The sequence below is a fragment of the Streptomyces sp. NPDC085931 genome (assembly GCF_044540565.1).
In the GTDB taxonomy this organism is placed as follows: Bacteria; Actinomycetota; Actinomycetes; order Streptomycetales; family Streptomycetaceae; genus Streptomyces.
Window position 1 is genome coordinate 133599 of the sequence record NZ_JBITSK010000014.1, and the last position, 15750, is coordinate 149348.

Genomic DNA, 15750 nt, shown 5'->3' on the forward strand with positions numbered 1-15750 from the left:
GGGAAGTTCTTTGGGGAGGGTTGACCGAAACGAAATGGATGTATGGGGAAAACCCCCTATGCGTTTTGCGGGTATCAGTCCCGAAGGCGGTGAAATCGGTTAACGTCCCGGAGTGCGACAGAAGTTGAGGGTGGCGGCCTACGCCATATGCGTCCGTGACGGACAGATCCTCCTGGCCCGCTCGCCCGCCCAGGACGGCACCCCCGAGTGGGTCGTGCCCGGCGGCGGCATGGAACACGGCGAGGATCCCTACGACACCGTCCGGCGCGAGGTCGAGGAGGAGACCGGCTACCGGATCGACGTGACCGGGCTGCTCGGCGTGGACTCCTTCCGCCGGGTCTTCCGCGACGGCATCGGACGCACCGTCGACCACCACGCCGTCCGGTTCGTCTACGAGGGCCGGATCACCGGCGGCGAACTGCGCTACGAGGTGAACGGCTCCACCGACCTCGCCGCCTGGCAGGACCTGGACGCGGTGCCCGGCCTGGTGCGGGTGCCGCTGGTCGACACCGCCCTGCGCATGTGGCGCGAGCGGCCGGTGACCGGCCGGCTGGCCGACGCCCTGGACCAGGAGCAGTACCCCCCGAGGTGAACACCGCGTGACCGGCTCCGGGCCGTTCCCGGAGCGGCCGTCGACGCGCCGGGTGGACCGAGATCCACGTAGGGTGATCGGCGCTGCGCGTTGCCGCCCTGTTCACACGGAGGTCATCCCCGCTGCCAACGATCCAGTACGAGCGGGGTGTTCACCTGATGAGCACCCCGCGACCACTGCCGACGCGTTCGCACTCGGGGAGAGAAGCGCATGTCGCGCACACGCTCAGTCGCCGGCTCCGGCCAGGGCATCCACCGCCGTTCCGTCCTCGCCGCCACCGGAGCGGTCGCCCTTTCCGCGGGCGTCGGCTACGCCCTGCGGCCCAGCGACAGCCAGGCCGCCACCGCCGGTCAGGCCACCGAGGCGGTCGCCGCCTCCTCGCGCCAGGCCCCGGCCGCACCGCTCGCCCCCTACACCCGCGGCACCACCGTGGCGTCCGTCGCCACCCCGCGCGCCGGCTCCGGCTACCGGCGCCTGGGCGAGGGACCGGGCTGGCAGCGGGTCGTGCGCTCCGAGCTGGCCGCACCCAAGTCCGGCCGGGCCGGGCGCCGTGCCGCGCTCGCGGCGTTCGTGCAGCTCACCGACCTGCACATCATCGACGCCCAGCACCCGCTGCGCCTGGAGTACCTGCGCTCGGCCGACATCCACGCCTGGCGGCCGCACGAGGCGCTCACCGTGCAGGGCGCGATCGCGCTGGTGGAGCGGATCAACGCACTGCGCGGCGCCCCCGTCACCGGCGCCCCCCTGCACTTCGCCATGACCACCGGCGACAACACGGACAACAACGCCAGGTCCGAGCTGGAGTGGTTCCTGAAGGTCATGAGCGGCGGGCGCATCACGCCCAACACCGGTGACCCGCGCCGCTACGAGGGTGTCCAGAACAGCGGCCTCAAGCAGTACTGGCAGCCGGACGCGGCACTCCGCGACACCGACAAGCAGGCCGGCTTCCCCCGCCTCGACGGCTTCCTGCAGGCCGCGATCCGCGAGGTGCAGAGCCCGGGCCTGAACCTGCCGTGGTACTCGACGGTCGGCAACCACGACTCCCTGCCGATGGGCTGCTACGCCTCGCACCGCGACTCCTACCTCACGGAGCTGGCCGTCGGCGGCAGGAAGCTCATGGACGTGCCGGCCGCGGAGGCGAAGCGGCTCCAGACGCTCATCAAGAAGGCCCGGGACCCCCAGGGCGTCCGCTACCACGACTTCCTGAAGTCCCACGCCCGCGCCATGCGTTCGGTGACCCCGGACGAGCGGCGCGCCCCCTTCACGCCCGCCGAGTACATCGAGGCGCACCTGGACCCGGCCTTCCGGGGCGTCGGCCCGGTCGGCCACGGCTACTCCTCGGCCAACCTGGACGCGGGCACCCAGTACTACGCCTTCCGCGTCTCCGACGACGTCATCGGCATCAGCCTGGACACCACCGACGCGGGCGGCCACTACGAGGGCTCCATCGGCTCGGCCCAGCTGAGGTGGCTGGACCGGACGCTGCGGGAGAACAAGGACTCCTACGCGGTGATCTTCAGCCACCACACGAGCAAGACCATGACGAACACCCGGCCCGACCCGGCCCGCCCCGGCGAGCGGCGCCTGGGCGGCGCGGAGCTGCTGGCCCTGCTCGGCAGCCACCGCAACGTGCTGGCCTGGGTGAACGGCCACATCCACAAGAACGTCATCACGCCGCACTCCGCGCCCGACGGCCGCTCCTTCTGGGAGATCTCCACCGCCTCCCACGTCGACTTCCCGCAGCTGGCCCGGGTCATCGAACTGGCCGACAACAAGGACGGCACGATCTCCCTGTTCACCACGCTGGTGGAGTCCTCCGCCCCGTACCGCACCGACTTCTCCGACCTCTCGCAGACCGGCCTCGCGGCCCTCTACCGCGAACTGTCCCTCAACGCGCCCGGCGCGAGCAGGACCCTCGGCGGCGACCCGAAGGACCGCAACACCGAACTGGTCCTCAAGAAGGGCTGACACCGGACCCGGAGCCGTGCCGCCCGGGCACGAGGAGGCACGCCCGGGCACGAGGAGGGGCCGCCGGTGCGGCCGGCGGCCCCTCCTCTCCCCTCCTGGTTCCGCTCCTCTCCGGGTTCCGCGCCGGTCCGTCACTACCGGGGCAGCACCACGACATACGCGGCCGGTTCACGGTCGGCCGACGCCATCAGCGCCGTCCGGACCACCGTCGCCTGCTGGTCCGGGGAGTCGCGCAGCTTCCTGGGCGTGATGTGGACGACCGTGATCCCGAGCCGCTCCAGATGCTCGCGCTTGCGGGCGTACTCCGACCACAGGGCGTCGTCGTCCTGCCGGGGCGCCCGGGTGTCCAGCTCGACCGCCACCGCGTGGTCGGGCCAGTAGGCGTCCAGGCCGCCGAGGTAGGGGCCGCCCGGCAGGCGCAGGTCCACGTTCCACACCGGGTCGGGCAGGCCGTACTCGCGGACCATCCGGTACAGGCGGTCCTCGGCGAGGGCGCGGCCCTCGGCCAGCAGCGAGTCCACCGCGTCCACCACGTGCGGGCGGCTCAGCAGCCGCGCCTGGTTCAGCTCGCGCACCACGGAGGCCGGGTCGCAGTGGCCGCCGCGCACCGCCTCCGTGAGCAGCCGGCGCACCACGCCCGCGTCCGCCAGTCCGGCGACGGCGTCCGCCAGCGCCCGGGCCACCGGAGCCACCGGGACGCCCGTGACCTGCTCCGGAGTGGGCAGCACGGGCGTGCGGACGATCCGCGCGCACCCCGTCGAGCGCAGCCGCCGCATGCGCGGGACCAGCACGTCGAACGCGTCCAGGGACGGCAGCGGGGGCGTCGAGGAGAACCCGTGCAGGGTGAGCGCGGCCAGGCCGGTGATCATCACCTCCGGGTAGGCGGGAGCGTGTGCCGTGCTCGCGCCGGGCTGGGCCGGCACACCGGTGCCCCGCTCCCGTGCCGCGTACATCAGCGCCGCGTGCAGCCGCTCCTCGCTGGTCGGCGGGCCCGGGTGGAGCAGGACCACGCCCGGCAGGAGCTGCTGCCAGGGACCGCCGGGACGGCACTGCTCGTGCGTCTCGGCCGTGGAGACCCCGTGCGAGCGGAGCCGGACCGTGGTCGTCACGCGGGGCCGGCCCGCACCGGTCAGGTCGTGCAGGGGGCGGGGGGAGAGCGGGGTGTTCTGGGTCATGACCCGCAATTTCCCGCGTCCGGGGCGCCCTTGAACCGCTGTTACAGGTCCGTCGACAAATACGGACAACCCAGCACTAAAGGACGAGTGTTCGGATACCGAAAACCCCTGGTCCGTTCGGGTGCGGACCAGGGGTTACGGCTCAGCGGGCACGCGTCTCGTAACAGAGCGGGAACGCCCGGATCTCAGGCCAAAGCTACTGGTCAGCGGCCTGGTCGCACGCCTGTCCGCGCAACGCGCGTGCCAGATCGTCCCGGGACTCCAGGACCAGCCGGCGCAGCGCCGGGGCCGCCTGCGGATGGGCGTCCAGCCAGGCGTCCGTGGCGTCCAGCGTCTCCTGCGACTGCTGCAGCGACGGGAACATGCCCTGCACCACGTGCATGGCGATCTGGATCGACCGCTCGGCCCAGACCCGCTCGAGCGCCGCGAAGTACTTCTCCGCGTACGGCGCGAGCAGTTCCCGCTGGGAGCCCTGCGAGAAGCCCGCGATGGTCGCCTCGACCATCGCGTTGGACAGCGCGTCCGACTCCACGACCTGCGCCCACGCCTGGGCCTTGACCGCCGCCGAGGGGCGCGCGGCCAGGCAGCGCACCTGGTGCCGTTCGCCGGAGGCCGTGTCGTCCCGGGCCAGCTCCTCGGCCAGCGCCTTCTCGTCCACCGCCCCGTGCGCGGCCAGCGGCTCCAGGAACACCCAGCGCAGCTCCTGGTCCAGCTCCAGCCCCTCGACCGTCGCCGTGCCCGCCAGCAGGTCGCGCAGCAGGTCGAAGTCGGCCTCGGCGGTGGCCGTCCGCGCGAAGAAGCGCGCCCACGCCAGCTGGTGCTCGCTGCCGGCCTCGGCGGCGTACAGCTCGCGCCGCGCGCCCTGGGCGAGCAGCGCGGCGGTCGTCGCGCGCCGGGCCGGCGCGGAGTAGTGCGTGACCGCCGACTCGGCCCACGCGTGCAGCATCTGCAGGACGCCGATCTCGGACTCGCGCCCGGCGAACCGCAGCACCAGGTCCACGAACTGACGCGCCGGCAGCAGCGCGTCCCGCGTCATGTTCCACAGCGCCGACCAGCACAGGGCACGGGCGAGCGGGTCGGTGACCGACCCCAGGTGCTCGCGCAGCGTGGCCAGCGAGGTCTCGTCGAAGCGGCTCTTGCAGTAGGTCAGGTCGTCGTCGTTGACCAGGACCAGGTCCGGGGCATCGGCGCCGGCCAGCTCCGCGACCACCGTCCGGGCGCCGTCGACGTCGGTCTCCACGCGCGCGTAGCGCTCCAGCGTCCCGTCCGCCACCCGGTACAGGCCCACCGCGACCCGGTGCGGGCGCAGTTCCGGATGCGACTCGGCGGCCTCCTGCACCACCGCCAGCTCCTCGACGCGGCCGTCGGGGCCCAGCAGCACCTGCGGTGTCAGCGCGTTCACCCCGGCCCGCTGCAGCCAGGAACGCGACCAGGCGCTCATGTCCCGGCCGCTGGTCTCCTCCAGCACCGACAGCAGGTCGCCCAGGCGCGTGTTGCCGTAGGCGTGCCGCTTGAAGTAGCGCCGGGCGCCCTCCAGGAACGCCTCCTCGCCGACGTACGCAACGAGCTGCTTGAGCACCGACGCGCCCTTGGCGTACGTGATGCCGTCGAAGTTCAGCTTGGCGTCCTGCAGGTCGCGGATGTCGGCCGTGATCGGGTGCGTGGAGGGCAGCTGGTCCGCGCGGTAGGCCCAGGCCTTGCGGCGGTTGGCGAAGGTGATCCAGCCCTCGCTGAAGCGGGTCGCGCCGACCAGGGAGAACGCGCCCATGAAGTCCGCGAAGGACTCCTTCAGCCACAGGTCGTCCCACCACTCCATGGTGACCAGGTCGCCGAACCACATGTGCGCCATCTCGTGCAGCACGACGTTGGCCCGGCCCTCGTAGGACGCCTGGGTCACCTTGCCGCGGAAGACGAACTCCTCCCGGAACGTCACCAGCCCCGGGTTCTCCATCGCGCCCAGGTTGTACTCGGGCACGAAGGCCTGGTCGTACTTGCCGAACGGGTACGGGTAGTCGAAGTGGTCGTGGAAGAAGTCCAGGCCCTGCTTGGTGACCAGGAAGACGTCGTCGGCGTCGAAGTGGGGGGCGAGCGCCTTGCGGCACAGGGCGCCCAGGGGGATCTCCAGCGTCGTGCCGTCGGCGAACGTGCGGGAGTAGGAGTCCGTCACGTAGTGGTACGGGCCCGCCACCACGCAGGTGATGTACGTCGAGATCGGCTTGGTCTCCGCGAACCGCCACACCCCGTCGGACCGTTCACCGGAGCCGTTGCTCCACACGGTCCAGCCCTCGGGGGCCCGCACCTCGAACCGGAAGGGGGCCTTGAGGTCGGGCTGCTCGAAGTTGGCGAAGACACGGCGGGAGTCGGCCGGCTCGTACTGCGTGTACAGGTACACCTCGCCGTCCTCCGGGTCGACGAAGCGGTGCAGGCCCTCGCCGGTGCGGGAGTAGGCGCACCGGGCGTCGACCACCAGCTCGTTGTCCGCGGCCAGGTCCTCCAGCGTGATCCGGCAGCCGTCGAAGACCTCCCCGGGGTCCAGGTCACGGCCGTTGAGTGAGACGGATGTCACACTCGGGGCGATCAGGTCGGCGAAGCTGCTCGCACCGGGCTCGTTGCAGCGGAAGCGGATGGTCGTGACCGAGCGGAACGTACGGGGCCCGTCGCCGCTGTCCTCGCCGACCGCGGACCGCAGGTCGAGGGACACCTCGTACCCGTCGACGCTCAGCAGGGCGGCCCGCTCGCGGGCCTCGTCGCGGGACAGATTCTCACCGGGCACGGGCGGAACTCCTCAAGCGTCGTGGAATACGGCTGAACAGCACCGATCCTGCCACGGGCCCCTGACGCCGGTCAGCCGGGAATGGCCGGGGACCGCCGAGGTGTTTCCCGGGGAAAACGGCTTTCTCACGAGGAGAGACATGTCGGAGAAGACCCCCGTCGACTTCTGGTTCGACCCGCTGTGCCCCTGGGCGTGGATGACCTCCCGTTGGGTGCTGGAGGTGGAGAAGGTCAGGGACATCAAGGTCCGCTGGCATGTCATGAGCCTCTCCGTGCTCAACGAGAACAAGCTGGACGAGCTGCCCGAGCGGTACCGCGAGCTGCTGGAGACGGGCTGGGGCCCGGTCCGGGTCGTCATAGCCGCCCAGCAGGAGCACGGCGCCGAGGTGCTCGGCGACCTCTACACCGCGCTCGGCACCCGCATCCACAACCAGGGCGAGGGCCATGGCAAGGAGACCGTCGCCGCGGCCCTGAAGGACGTGGGCCTGCCCGACTCCCTCATGGAGCACTGGGACTCCACCCCGTACGACGCCGAGTTGCGCGCCTCCCACAAGGAGGGCATCGACAAGGTCGGCCAGGACGTCGGCACGCCCGTCATCGCCGTGCCCGGCGCCGACGGCGAGCAGATCGCCTTCTTCGGCCCCGTCGTCACCCCGGCGCCCAAGGGCGAGGAGGCGGCCCGCCTGTGGGACGGCACCCTCGCGGTGGCCTCGGTGCCCGGCTTCTACGAGATCAAGCGCACCCGCACCAAGGGCCCGGACTTCTCCAACCTCTGAGGCTCACGCCGAGGCGCCGGCTCCCGGGTTCTGCAGTTCCTCCGGGAGCCGGCCCCCGGCCGCCTGGTGGTCCCACGGCTGGTACCACCGGCAGCCCGGCGCGGTGCACCGCCACAGATCCGTGCGCCGCGTCCCGATGGCCTTTCTCTCCTCGGGCTTGAGCGGCGCGAACACCTGGGTGCCGCTGCCGGGACAGGTCGGGCAGTGCTTGTCCCTGAAGAACATCAGCTCCTCCTCGCGCTGACCGCCAGGTCCGGGAAGTCGGTGACGACCGCGTCGACCCCCATGTCGTAGTACAGCGCGTATTCGGCGAACGCGTCCCCGAAATCAGCGGGTCCGCTCCCGCGCCGGAACCGGGCCGGCAGGAACTGGTTCTCCGCGCGGAAGGTGTACGGCCCGATCCGCAGCCCGGCCGCGTGCGCGTCCGCGACCAGCGAGGTGCCGGCGACCGAGGACTTGTCCGGGCCGATCCAGTCCGCGTACGCGGCGATCCGGGCCAGCCCGGCCGGGCTCATCATGTCCCGGTACGTCGTCGGATCGCCGGCCGAGACCAGGTCGTACGGCCCGCCCGTCGTCCCCAGCGCCTGCCACAGCGGCACGCCCAGCCGCTCCGCGGCGATCCGCGCGAGGCTCGTCGGCTCGAAGGACTGCACGACGCACTCGCGCCGCCCGAGCCGGTTGCGGCGGATCACCCGGGCCAGTTCCGGCTCCAGCGGCAGCCCGATCGAGCGGAAGTACGTGGGGTGCTTGGTCTCGGGGAAGACGGCGACCGTGCGGCCGTGCGCCCGCGACAGCCGCCGCGCCAGGTCCACGACCTCCTGGAAGGTCAGGATCCGTTCACGCCCGTCGAAGACGGTGTTGCGGTTGCGCACCGCCGGCAGCCGCTCCACCGCCCGCAGCGTCCTCAGCTCGGCCAGGGTGAAGTCCTCCGTGAACCAGCCGGTGACCGGCCGGCCGTCGACCGTCTTCGTCGTGCGCCGGCCGGCGAACTCCGGCCGCAGGGCCACGTCGGTCGTCCCGGAGATCTCGTTCTCGTGCCGGACCACCAGTGCGTGGTCCTTCGTCGGCACCAGGTCCGGTTCGATCCAGTCGGCACCCGTCTCCACCGCGTGGGTGTACGAGGCCGCCGTGTGCTCCGGCCGCCAGCCGGCCGCGCCGCGGTGGCCGATGACGACCGGGCCGCGCGCACCCGCCGCGCCCGCCGCCGGGGCGGCGGCCGCCGTGGCCGTCCCCGCGGCCGCCGCGAGCAGGAGGGATCTCCGTCCGAGCCGCATACGACTCCCCTTCGTCGATGGGATGTTCAGCCCCGGGCCCGGGCCCGCGCCCCGGCCAGCCGGTCCAGGTGCTCCGCGTAGCCGTCCGTGTAGAACGCGGCCCGGTCCGGGTCCGGCTCCACGACCGCCGCCGGCCGCGTCCACGCCGGTGCGTCCAGCCCGGCCCCGAACCGCTCGGCCGCGGCCAGCACCGCCCCCCGCGCCCCCACCTCGCCCTCGACGACCCGCAGGGGCCGCCCGAGCACGTCCGCCAGCAGCCGCATCCAGGCGGAACTGCGCGTGCCGCCGCCGCAGACGGCGAGGCTCCCCGTCAGCCCGGCCGCCTCCAGGCAGTGCCGGGCCGCGTACCCGATGCCCTCGCAGGTGGCCCGGACCAGGTCGCCCCGGGTCGACTCCAGACTGACGCCGGTGAGTTCGGCCCGCAGCCGCGGCTCGACGAAGGGGGCGCGTTCCCCGGAGGGCGCGAAGTAGGGCAGTACGCGCACGCCGTGCGCGCCGGGCGGGGTCCGCGCCAGCAGCCCGTCCACCTCGTCGTGCCGCATGCCGGTCGTGGACAGCACCCAGTCCAGCGCGGCCGTGCCGACCATCGCGGGCATGGCGCGCAGCCAGTACCCGGGCCGGTCCGTGGAGATGTGCAGCCCGGCCGGTTCGCCGGTCAGGTCGAGTTCGGTCGTGGCGACCAGGCCGGCCAGGCAGGTGCCGACGATCAGCAGCCCGTCGCCCGGGGACGTCACCCCGGCGCCCAGCGCGCAGGCCGGCAGGTCGTAGGGGCCGTTGGCGATCCGGGTGCCGGCCGGCAGGCCCTCGCCGCGTGCCCCGGCCGTGGCCACCGGGTCGCTGACCGCAGGGAGCAGGTTCCGCCGGTGGCCCAGCCCGAGCAGTTCGACGACCCGGTCGTCGTAGGCGCGGGTCCGCGGGTCGAGGAACGGCATGGACGCGTCCGAGACGTCCGTGGCCGGGCCCGCCCCGGTCAGCCGCCAAAACACCACGTCCTTGCAGTACAGGGCGGCCCGCGCGGTGTCCAGCGCCTTCGGCTCGTGGCGGTCGAACCAGGCCAGCAGCGGCCCCGGGCAGCCGGGGAACAGCGCGCTCCCGGTCCGCCGGAACACCGTCTCGAACGTGCCGTCCGCCAGCCACCGGTCGACCAGTTCGTGGGCCCGCCCGTCCATCCAGGAGGCCGCCGCCCGCACCGGCAGCCCCTCGGCGTCGACCAGCCACACCCCGTCGCCCTGCCCGGTCAGTCCGGCGAACTCCACCGGCTCCGGCACCGCGGCGGTCAGCGCGCCGAGCACGCCGACGACCGCCGCGTACACCTCCTCCATGTCCTGCTCCACGACCCCGCCGTCCAGCGACAGGCCCACCGGCCGGGCCCGCACCGCCAGTTGGCGGCCCCCCGCGTCGAAGGCCGCCGCCTTGACCACGGACGTGCCCACATCGATACCGACGTACATGCGGCTCTCCCCTCCGGGTCCTCCTCCGGGTCCTCAGGTCAGACAGTGCGCGAGCGGCTCTCCCCGCACCCAGCGGCCCACCTCTTCGGCGGCGATCCGCGCGGCCTTCTCCGCCACGGCGCGCGAGGCGCCGCCCAGGTGGGGTGTGAGCACCACGCGCTCGGCGAAGCCGCGCAGCCGGGACCGAGCGGGCAGCGGCTCCCGCTCGTAGGTGTCGAGCGCCGCCGCCGCCACCCGGCCGCTGTCCAGCGCGTCGCACAGCGCGCCCTCGTCCAGCAGCGGGCCCCGGGCCGCGTTGACCACCACCGCCCCGTGCGGCAGCAGGCCCAGCTCCCGGGCGCCGACCAGCCCGCGCGTCTCGGGCGTGAGCCGGGCGTGCAGGGTGATCACCCGCGAGCGGCGCAGCAGGTCGTCGAGCGAGGTGACGCGCAGGCCGTGGATCTCGCCGTGCACATACGGGTCGTACACCATCACCCGCGCCCCGAACGCGCACAGCACCCGCGCGACCCGGCTGCCGACGGCCCCGTACCCGATCAGCCCGACGGGCAGGTCCTCCAGCTCGTGGCCGCTCTCCTCGTACGTGTAGTACGTCGCCCCCTCCCAACTGCCCCGGCGCACCAGGAGCTCGTGGGCCTGGGGGATGCGGCGCAGGGCGCAGAGCATCAGGCCGAGGGTGAACTCGGCGGTGGCGGCGGCGTTGCGGCCGGGCGCGAAGCACACCCGCACGTCGTGCCGCTTCGCCGCGTCCAGGTTGACGTTGACCGGCCCGCCCCGGCAGACCACGACCAGCCGCAGGTCCGGGCAGGCGGCCAGGACCCTCCCGGTGACCGGCCCCATCTGTGTGACCAGCACCCGCGCCCCGGCCAGCGCCTCGATCAGCTCGTCCTCGGCGTCACTGGCCTCGCGCACCTCGGCGACCGGCCCGAACGGCTCCAGCGGCCAGCCCAGCCGCACCTGGCGCACCTCGGCCCGCTCCACCTCGTGCTCCACCGCCCGCGCGATCAGCGACGGCAGGACGAAGTGGTCGCCGGCGGCCACGACACGCACCTTGTTCTCGAAGGTCATCGCAGTGAGGCTCCTGTCTCGGCGTCGAAGACATGGGTGTGCGCGAGGTCGGCGGCGACGCGGACCCGGTCGTCGTGGGCGAGCCGCACGTCGGGGTCGGTGAGCACGACCAGGTGCCGCTCCACACCGTCCAGGGCGAGCGTCGCCAGGCCCGCCTCCAGGAGCGGTTCGTGCGCGACGACCCGGGCGGGCAGGCCGTCCCCGGCGGTGAGCCGCACGTCCTCGGGGCGGATGCCGACCACCACCTCCCGCCCCGCGTCCACCGGCACGGGCAGGGCGATACGGACCGCGTCGGAGAGGCGGGCGTGGCCGTCGCCGCCGGCGATGCCGGGCAGCAGGGTGATCGCGGGCTCGCCGACGAAGTCGGCGACGAAGACGTCGGCCGGGCTGTCGTAGATCTCGTAGGGGGTGCCGAGCTGCCGGATGACGCCGTCCTTCATGACGGCGATCCGGTCGGCGAGGGAGAGGGCCTCCTCCTGGTCGTGGGTGACCAGGATGGTGGTGTGGCCGAGGTCCTTCTGGATGCGCTTGAGTTCGCGGCGGGTGGTGTCGCGCTGGGCCGCGTCCAGGTGGGAGAGGGGCTCGTCCAGGAGCAGCACGTCCGGTTCGCGGATCAGGGCCCGGGCCAGCGAGACCCGCTGCTTCTGGCCGCTGGACAGACCGGCCGGGCGGGCGTCGAGCAGGCCGGTCAGGCCGACCCGTTCGGCGATGTCCTTCACCTTGCGCTCGATGTCCCGTCCGGAACCGCGGGCGGACCTGCGCCGGGCCTTCAGCCCGAACGCCAGGTTCTGAGCGACCGACAGCGGCGGATACAGCGCGTAGTTCTCGAACGCGACCCCGATGTTGCGCCGCCGGGCGGGCCGTTCGGTCACCGATGTCCCGCCGACCAGGATGTCCCCGCCGGTGACGGACTCCAGCCCGGCGATCATCCGCAACGTGGTCGACTTGCCGCAGCCGGAGGGCCCGAGCAGACCGAGCAGTTCCCCCGACCGCAGGCTCAGGTCGATCCCGCGGACGGCGTCCACCGGGGGCCGCCCCCGTGACCGGTAGGTCTTGCGCAGCTCACGTAGCTCCAGTCCGGTTCCCGTCATGGCCGCCCTCCAGCGCGCAAACCTCGTAACGGACCTTGTGCTCGTCCAGATCCCGCAGTGCCTCCGGCGACGCCCCGTCGTCCACGAGGACCGTGTCGAAGCGGGACAGCGGGACCACCCGGTGCAGGGCGACCCGGCCGAGCTTGGTGTGGTCGATCAGCAGGACGTTCCGGGCGGCCGCGTCGAGCATCGCCCGTTTCACGGACACGATGTGCTGCTCCTGGTGGTAGGCGTACCCCCCGTGCACGGCCGACGTCGACGCGAAGCACACGTCCACCCGCAGCTGCTCGACCGCCTCCACGCACGACACCCCGAGGAACGAGGAGTGCAGCGGGTCGTAGTCGCCGCCGAGGGCCATCAGATGGATGCCCCGCTGGTCGGCCAGGAGGTTGATCGCCTCCAGGAAGTTGGTGACGACCGTCAGGGGCGTGATCTCGCCCGTGCGCAGCCGCCTGGCTATCTCCAGGGCGGACGTGGAGTCGTCCAGCAGGATCGCCATGCCGGGCTCGACCATGCGCAGGGCGCGCGCGGCGACGGCGGCCTTCTCGGCGCGCATGGCCTTCAGCCGGTACTGCACGTTCGACTCGAAGACGCCCGACGGCTGCGCGGTCACCCCGCCGCGGAACTTGCGCACGATGCCCTGGCGTTCGAGCTCGTCCAGGTCCCGGTGGATGGTCATCAGGCTCACCCCGAACCGCTCGGCGAGTTCCGCCGCCGTGGCCGAGCCGTCGGCCAGCACCTGCTCGGCCATGGCGGCCTGCCGTGCCGCGGGCCCCTGCTGTCCACCGCTGCTGTTGCTCATGGCTGTGTCTCTATCCGTCGTCCCGGTCGTTCCGGCCGGTCGGCCTCGAACAGCAGCAGGTTCTCAGGCCGGACCACGAGCCGTACCGGATCGTCCGGACGAAGGCGCGCCGCGTCCGCCCGGGGGGCCACCAGGGACACCCGCTGCTCCCCGGTGCCGAGCCGGACCGTGACCTCGACGGACCGGCCGAGCACCTCGGTGACGTACACGGTCCCGGCCAGTTCGTGGCCCGCGCCGCCGTGCAGGGCGATGTCCCGGGGGCGGATGCCGACCAGGACGTCCGTGCCCGCCGCGGCCCGCGCCCGCACCGGCAGCTCCACCCCGCCCTCCGACCGCACCCCGCCCTCCGTCACCACGCCCGGGAGCAGGTTGATCCGGGGCCGGCCGAAGGCCCGCGCGACCTCCGTGTCGCAGGGCCGGTACCAGATCTCCTCCCGCGTGCCCGTCTGCACGATCCGCCCTTCCCGGATCACGCCGATCCGGTCGCCCAGGGCCAGCGCCTCGACCGAGTCGTGGGTGACGTACAGGGTGGTGGTGCGCCGCACGGCCCCGATGGCCTTCAGCTCGGCCCGCATCTGCTGGCGGAGCTTGGCGTCGAGGTGGGAGAGCGGCTCGTCGAGCAGGAACGCCCGGGCGGGGCGGACCAGCACCCGGCCCAGGGCGACGCGCTGCCGCTGGCCGTTGGACAGCTGCCCGACGGGCCGGTCCAGCAGCCCCGGGATCCCGAGCAGCTCGGCGATCGCGCCGATGCGCTGCCGGGCCTCGGCGGCGGGCAGCCGGTGCCGGGGCGAGCGCAGCGGCGAGGCGAGGTTGTCGTAGACCGAGCGGTGCGGGTAGAGGGCGTAGCTCTCGAAGCACATCGCCACGCCCCGGTCGTAGGGCTCGACACCGCGCATGTCCTCGCCGTCGAGGACGACCGTGCCCGCGTCGGGCTGCTCCAGCCCGGCGACGGTCTTCAGGGTGGTGGTCTTGCCCGCGCCGGACGGCCCGAGCAGGCAGAAGAACTCGCCTTCGCGCACCTCCAGTTCGAGCCCGTCGAGCGCGACGGTCCGCCCGTACGCCTTGCGGATCCCGCTGAGCCGGATCACGACTTCACCGCCCCGAACGACAGGCCCCGCACCAGGTAGCGCTGGATGGTCAGCGCCAGCAGCAGCGGCGGGACGACCGACACGAGCGCGGCGGCGGCCGTGAGGTTGTACTTGGGCCGGTCCCCGCCGAGGAAGGACAGGGCGCCGACGGTCACCGTCTGGGCCTCGTTGGAGGTGAGGATCAGCGGGAAGACGAAGTTGTTCCAGGCGAAGATGAACGCCAGCAGCGACACGGCCGCGATGCCCGGCTTGACCAGCGGCAGCGCCACCTTGAAGAACGCCTGCTTGCGGGTGTAGCCGTCCAGCAGGGCGGCCTGCTCCAGCTCGGGGGTGAGGTCGGCGAAGTAGGACCGCATGATCCACACGATCAGCGGCAGTGTCACCAGCTGCAGCACCCACACCATGCCGACGTAGGTGTCGAACAGGCCGAGCTTCTGGTACAGCACGAACAGCGGGATGATCACGGTCAGTTCGGGGGCGAAGCGGAACGACAGCAGCGTGAACATCAGGTTCTCGGAACCCTTGAACCGCCACCGCGCCGAGGCGTACGCGGCCGGGAGCCCGACCACCAGCGACAGCGCGACCGCCCCCACCGACACCACCAGGCTGTTGACGAAGAACCGCACGAACGGGATGCCCTCGCTGTCGCCGAGGACGGTCCGGTAGCCGTCGAGGGTGGGGGAGAAGGAGAAGTAGGTGGAGAACAGCTGGTCGGCCGGCTTCAGCGACAGGATCACCATCCAGGCGATCGGGAACAGCGCGAAGACGAAGTAGAGGATCAGGGCGGCGTCGCCCAGCCACCCGAGGACGCGTCTGTTCATGTGGTGACCTCCGCGGCCTTCCGCTGGATCTTCCCCAGGTGCTTCACCAGCACCATCGCGGCCAGGTACACCACGGCCCACAGCACGATCGTGTAGGAGATCCCGAACGAGTAGCGCTGGAAGCGGATGGCCTCCAGATAGGCCCGGATCTGCAGCACGACGGTCGAGTCGCCCGGCCCGCCCTCGGTCAGGGCGTAGATGATGTCGAACACCTTCAGCGAGTCCATGAACCGGAAGATCACCGCGACCAGCACGTACGGCCACAGCATCGGCAGGGTCAGCCGCCGGAAGGTGTACCACCACCCCGCGCCGTCCACGGCCGCCGCCTCGAACGGGGAGGCGGGCAGCGACCGCAGACCGGCCAGGGCGAGGATCGCCACGAACGGGGTGTAGACCCACACGTCCACGGCGATCGACGACAGCAGCGCGCCCGTCGGGGTGTCGGTCCACTGCACGCCGCCCAGCCCGAAGGGCCTCAGCAGGTGGTTGACCACCCCGACCGACGGCTGCAGCATCAGCTTCCAGATGATCGCCGCGATCACCGGGGCGATCATCAGCGGCAGGATCAGGATCTTCTCCAGCACCCGGCCCACCAGGGTCGAGCGGTGCAGCAGCAGGGCGACGGCCACGCCGAGCACGGTCTCCGCCAGGGCCGCGCCGACCGCGTACAGCACCGTCACCCAGGCCGAGTTCCAGAACGCCTCCTGGGTGAAGACGGTGGTGTAGTTCTCGAACCGCACCATGTCCGGCTGCGGTTTGCTCGCCGAGAAGTCGAACAGCGTGTAGTACAGCCCGAGCCCGAAGGGGTAGAGGATCCCGCAGGTCAGCAGCAGGGCCGGGACGATCAACAGGTACGGCCGCAGCGCGAGCCGCAC

The 15750-nt window shown here is 72.5% G+C and carries 14 protein-coding genes; 3 read left to right on the forward strand and 11 right to left on the reverse strand.

Annotation, left to right across the window (positions count from 1 at the left end):
* Positions 1 to 112 precede the first annotated feature (112 nt).
* Together ACIGAN_RS27365 and ACIGAN_RS27370 are read left to right on the forward strand one after the other, a co-directional pair.
* Positions 113 to 592 carry an NUDIX hydrolase gene (locus ACIGAN_RS27365; protein ID WP_399861568.1) on the forward strand — a complete coding sequence of 160 codons (480 nt, stop codon included), beginning with the start codon at positions 113 to 115 and terminating at the stop codon, positions 590 to 592.
* 210 nt (positions 593 to 802) lie between these two features.
* Complete coding sequence (locus tag ACIGAN_RS27370) at positions 803 to 2560, forward strand: TIGR03767 family metallophosphoesterase (RefSeq protein WP_399861571.1); 1758 nt, start codon at positions 803 to 805, stop codon at positions 2558 to 2560.
* 134 nt (positions 2561 to 2694) lie between these two features.
* On the opposite strand, the gene ACIGAN_RS27375 is transcribed toward ACIGAN_RS27370, so the two are convergent.
* Positions 2695 to 3735: a hypothetical protein gene (locus ACIGAN_RS27375; protein ID WP_399861573.1), complete on the reverse strand. Its 1041-nt coding sequence runs from the start codon at positions 3733 to 3735 to the stop codon at positions 2695 to 2697.
* Positions 3736 to 3931: 196 nt separating this feature from the next.
* The gene (gene pepN, locus ACIGAN_RS27380; protein WP_399861575.1) at positions 3932 to 6508 is read right to left on the reverse strand and encodes an aminopeptidase N; all 2577 of its coding nucleotides are present in this window, start codon (positions 6506 to 6508) and stop codon (positions 3932 to 3934) included.
* 139 nt (positions 6509 to 6647) lie between these two features.
* Between pepN and ACIGAN_RS27385 the strand changes: the two genes are divergently transcribed.
* A complete protein-coding gene (locus tag ACIGAN_RS27385) occupies positions 6648 to 7283 on the forward strand; it encodes a mycothiol-dependent nitroreductase Rv2466c family protein (RefSeq protein WP_399861578.1) in 636 nt (211 codons plus the stop codon).
* A gap of 3 nt (positions 7284 to 7286) precedes the next feature.
* Here the strand turns inward: ACIGAN_RS27385 and ACIGAN_RS27390 are convergent, their stop codons facing one another.
* From ACIGAN_RS27390 to ACIGAN_RS27430, 9 genes are read right to left on the reverse strand one after another with little or no spacing between them, the layout of a single operon-like run.
* Positions 7287 to 7508, reverse strand: coding sequence for a hypothetical protein (locus ACIGAN_RS27390; RefSeq protein WP_365095755.1), 222 nt, complete (start codon positions 7506 to 7508; stop codon positions 7287 to 7289).
* Entirely contained in the window at positions 7508 to 8557 is a 1050-nt protein-coding gene (locus tag ACIGAN_RS27395) for a glycerophosphodiester phosphodiesterase family protein (RefSeq protein ID WP_399861580.1), read from the reverse strand. Before ACIGAN_RS27395 ends, ACIGAN_RS27390 begins: the two co-directional genes overlap by 1 nt.
* Before the next feature lie 26 nt (positions 8558 to 8583).
* Positions 8584 to 10008, reverse strand: a complete 1425-nt coding sequence (locus tag ACIGAN_RS27400) for an FGGY family carbohydrate kinase (RefSeq protein ID WP_399861583.1) — start codon at positions 10006 to 10008, stop codon at positions 8584 to 8586.
* 33 nt (positions 10009 to 10041) lie between these two features.
* Positions 10042 to 11073, reverse strand: a complete 1032-nt coding sequence (locus ACIGAN_RS27405) for a 2-hydroxyacid dehydrogenase (protein ID WP_365744919.1) — start codon at positions 11071 to 11073, stop codon at positions 10042 to 10044.
* On the reverse strand, positions 11070 to 12164 hold the full coding sequence (locus ACIGAN_RS27410; protein WP_399861587.1) for an ABC transporter ATP-binding protein: 1095 nt from the start codon (positions 12162 to 12164) through the stop codon (positions 11070 to 11072). The genes ACIGAN_RS27405 and ACIGAN_RS27410 overlap by 4 nt, the downstream gene beginning before the upstream one ends.
* Entirely contained in the window at positions 12136 to 12966 is an 831-nt protein-coding gene (locus ACIGAN_RS27415; RefSeq protein ID WP_365099392.1) for a DeoR/GlpR family DNA-binding transcription regulator, read from the reverse strand. The genes ACIGAN_RS27410 and ACIGAN_RS27415 overlap by 29 nt, the downstream gene beginning before the upstream one ends.
* Positions 12963 to 14054 (reverse strand): ABC transporter ATP-binding protein, encoded by a 1092-nt coding sequence (locus tag ACIGAN_RS27420; protein ID WP_399861590.1) that lies wholly within the window; start codon positions 14052 to 14054, stop codon positions 12963 to 12965. Before ACIGAN_RS27420 ends, ACIGAN_RS27415 begins: the two co-directional genes overlap by 4 nt.
* Positions 14051 to 14875, reverse strand: coding sequence for a carbohydrate ABC transporter permease (locus ACIGAN_RS27425; RefSeq protein WP_365099394.1), 825 nt, complete (start codon positions 14873 to 14875; stop codon positions 14051 to 14053). Before ACIGAN_RS27425 ends, ACIGAN_RS27420 begins: the two co-directional genes overlap by 4 nt.
* Positions 14872 to 15750, reverse strand: coding sequence for a carbohydrate ABC transporter permease (locus ACIGAN_RS27430; RefSeq protein WP_365099395.1), 879 nt, complete (start codon positions 15748 to 15750; stop codon positions 14872 to 14874). Before ACIGAN_RS27430 ends, ACIGAN_RS27425 begins: the two co-directional genes overlap by 4 nt.

What these genes read in the sequence shown, in the direction of transcription:
- ACIGAN_RS27370 (WP_399861571.1), top strand. Translation starts at nt 803, where the DNA reads ATGTCGCGCACACGCTCAGTCGCCGGCTCCGGCCAGGGCATCCACCGC.
- ACIGAN_RS27400 (WP_399861583.1), bottom strand. Translation starts at nt 10,008, where the DNA reads ATGTACGTCGGTATCGATGTGGGCACGTCCGTGGTCAAGGCGGCGGCC.
- ACIGAN_RS27390 (WP_365095755.1), bottom strand. Translation starts at nt 7,508, where the DNA reads ATGTTCTTCAGGGACAAGCACTGCCCGACCTGTCCCGGCAGCGGCACC.
- ACIGAN_RS27415 (WP_365099392.1), bottom strand. Translation starts at nt 12,966, where the DNA reads ATGAGCAACAGCAGCGGTGGACAGCAGGGGCCCGCGGCACGGCAGGCC.
- ACIGAN_RS27410 (WP_399861587.1), bottom strand. Translation starts at nt 12,164, where the DNA reads ATGACGGGAACCGGACTGGAGCTACGTGAGCTGCGCAAGACCTACCGG.
- ACIGAN_RS27375 (WP_399861573.1), bottom strand. Translation starts at nt 3,735, where the DNA reads ATGACCCAGAACACCCCGCTCTCCCCCCGCCCCCTGCACGACCTGACC.
- ACIGAN_RS27405 (WP_365744919.1), bottom strand. Translation starts at nt 11,073, where the DNA reads ATGACCTTCGAGAACAAGGTGCGTGTCGTGGCCGCCGGCGACCACTTC.
- ACIGAN_RS27425 (WP_365099394.1), bottom strand. Translation starts at nt 14,875, where the DNA reads ATGAACAGACGCGTCCTCGGGTGGCTGGGCGACGCCGCCCTGATCCTC.
- ACIGAN_RS27395 (WP_399861580.1), bottom strand. Translation starts at nt 8,557, where the DNA reads ATGCGGCTCGGACGGAGATCCCTCCTGCTCGCGGCGGCCGCGGGGACG.
- ACIGAN_RS27385 (WP_399861578.1), top strand. Translation starts at nt 6,648, where the DNA reads ATGTCGGAGAAGACCCCCGTCGACTTCTGGTTCGACCCGCTGTGCCCC.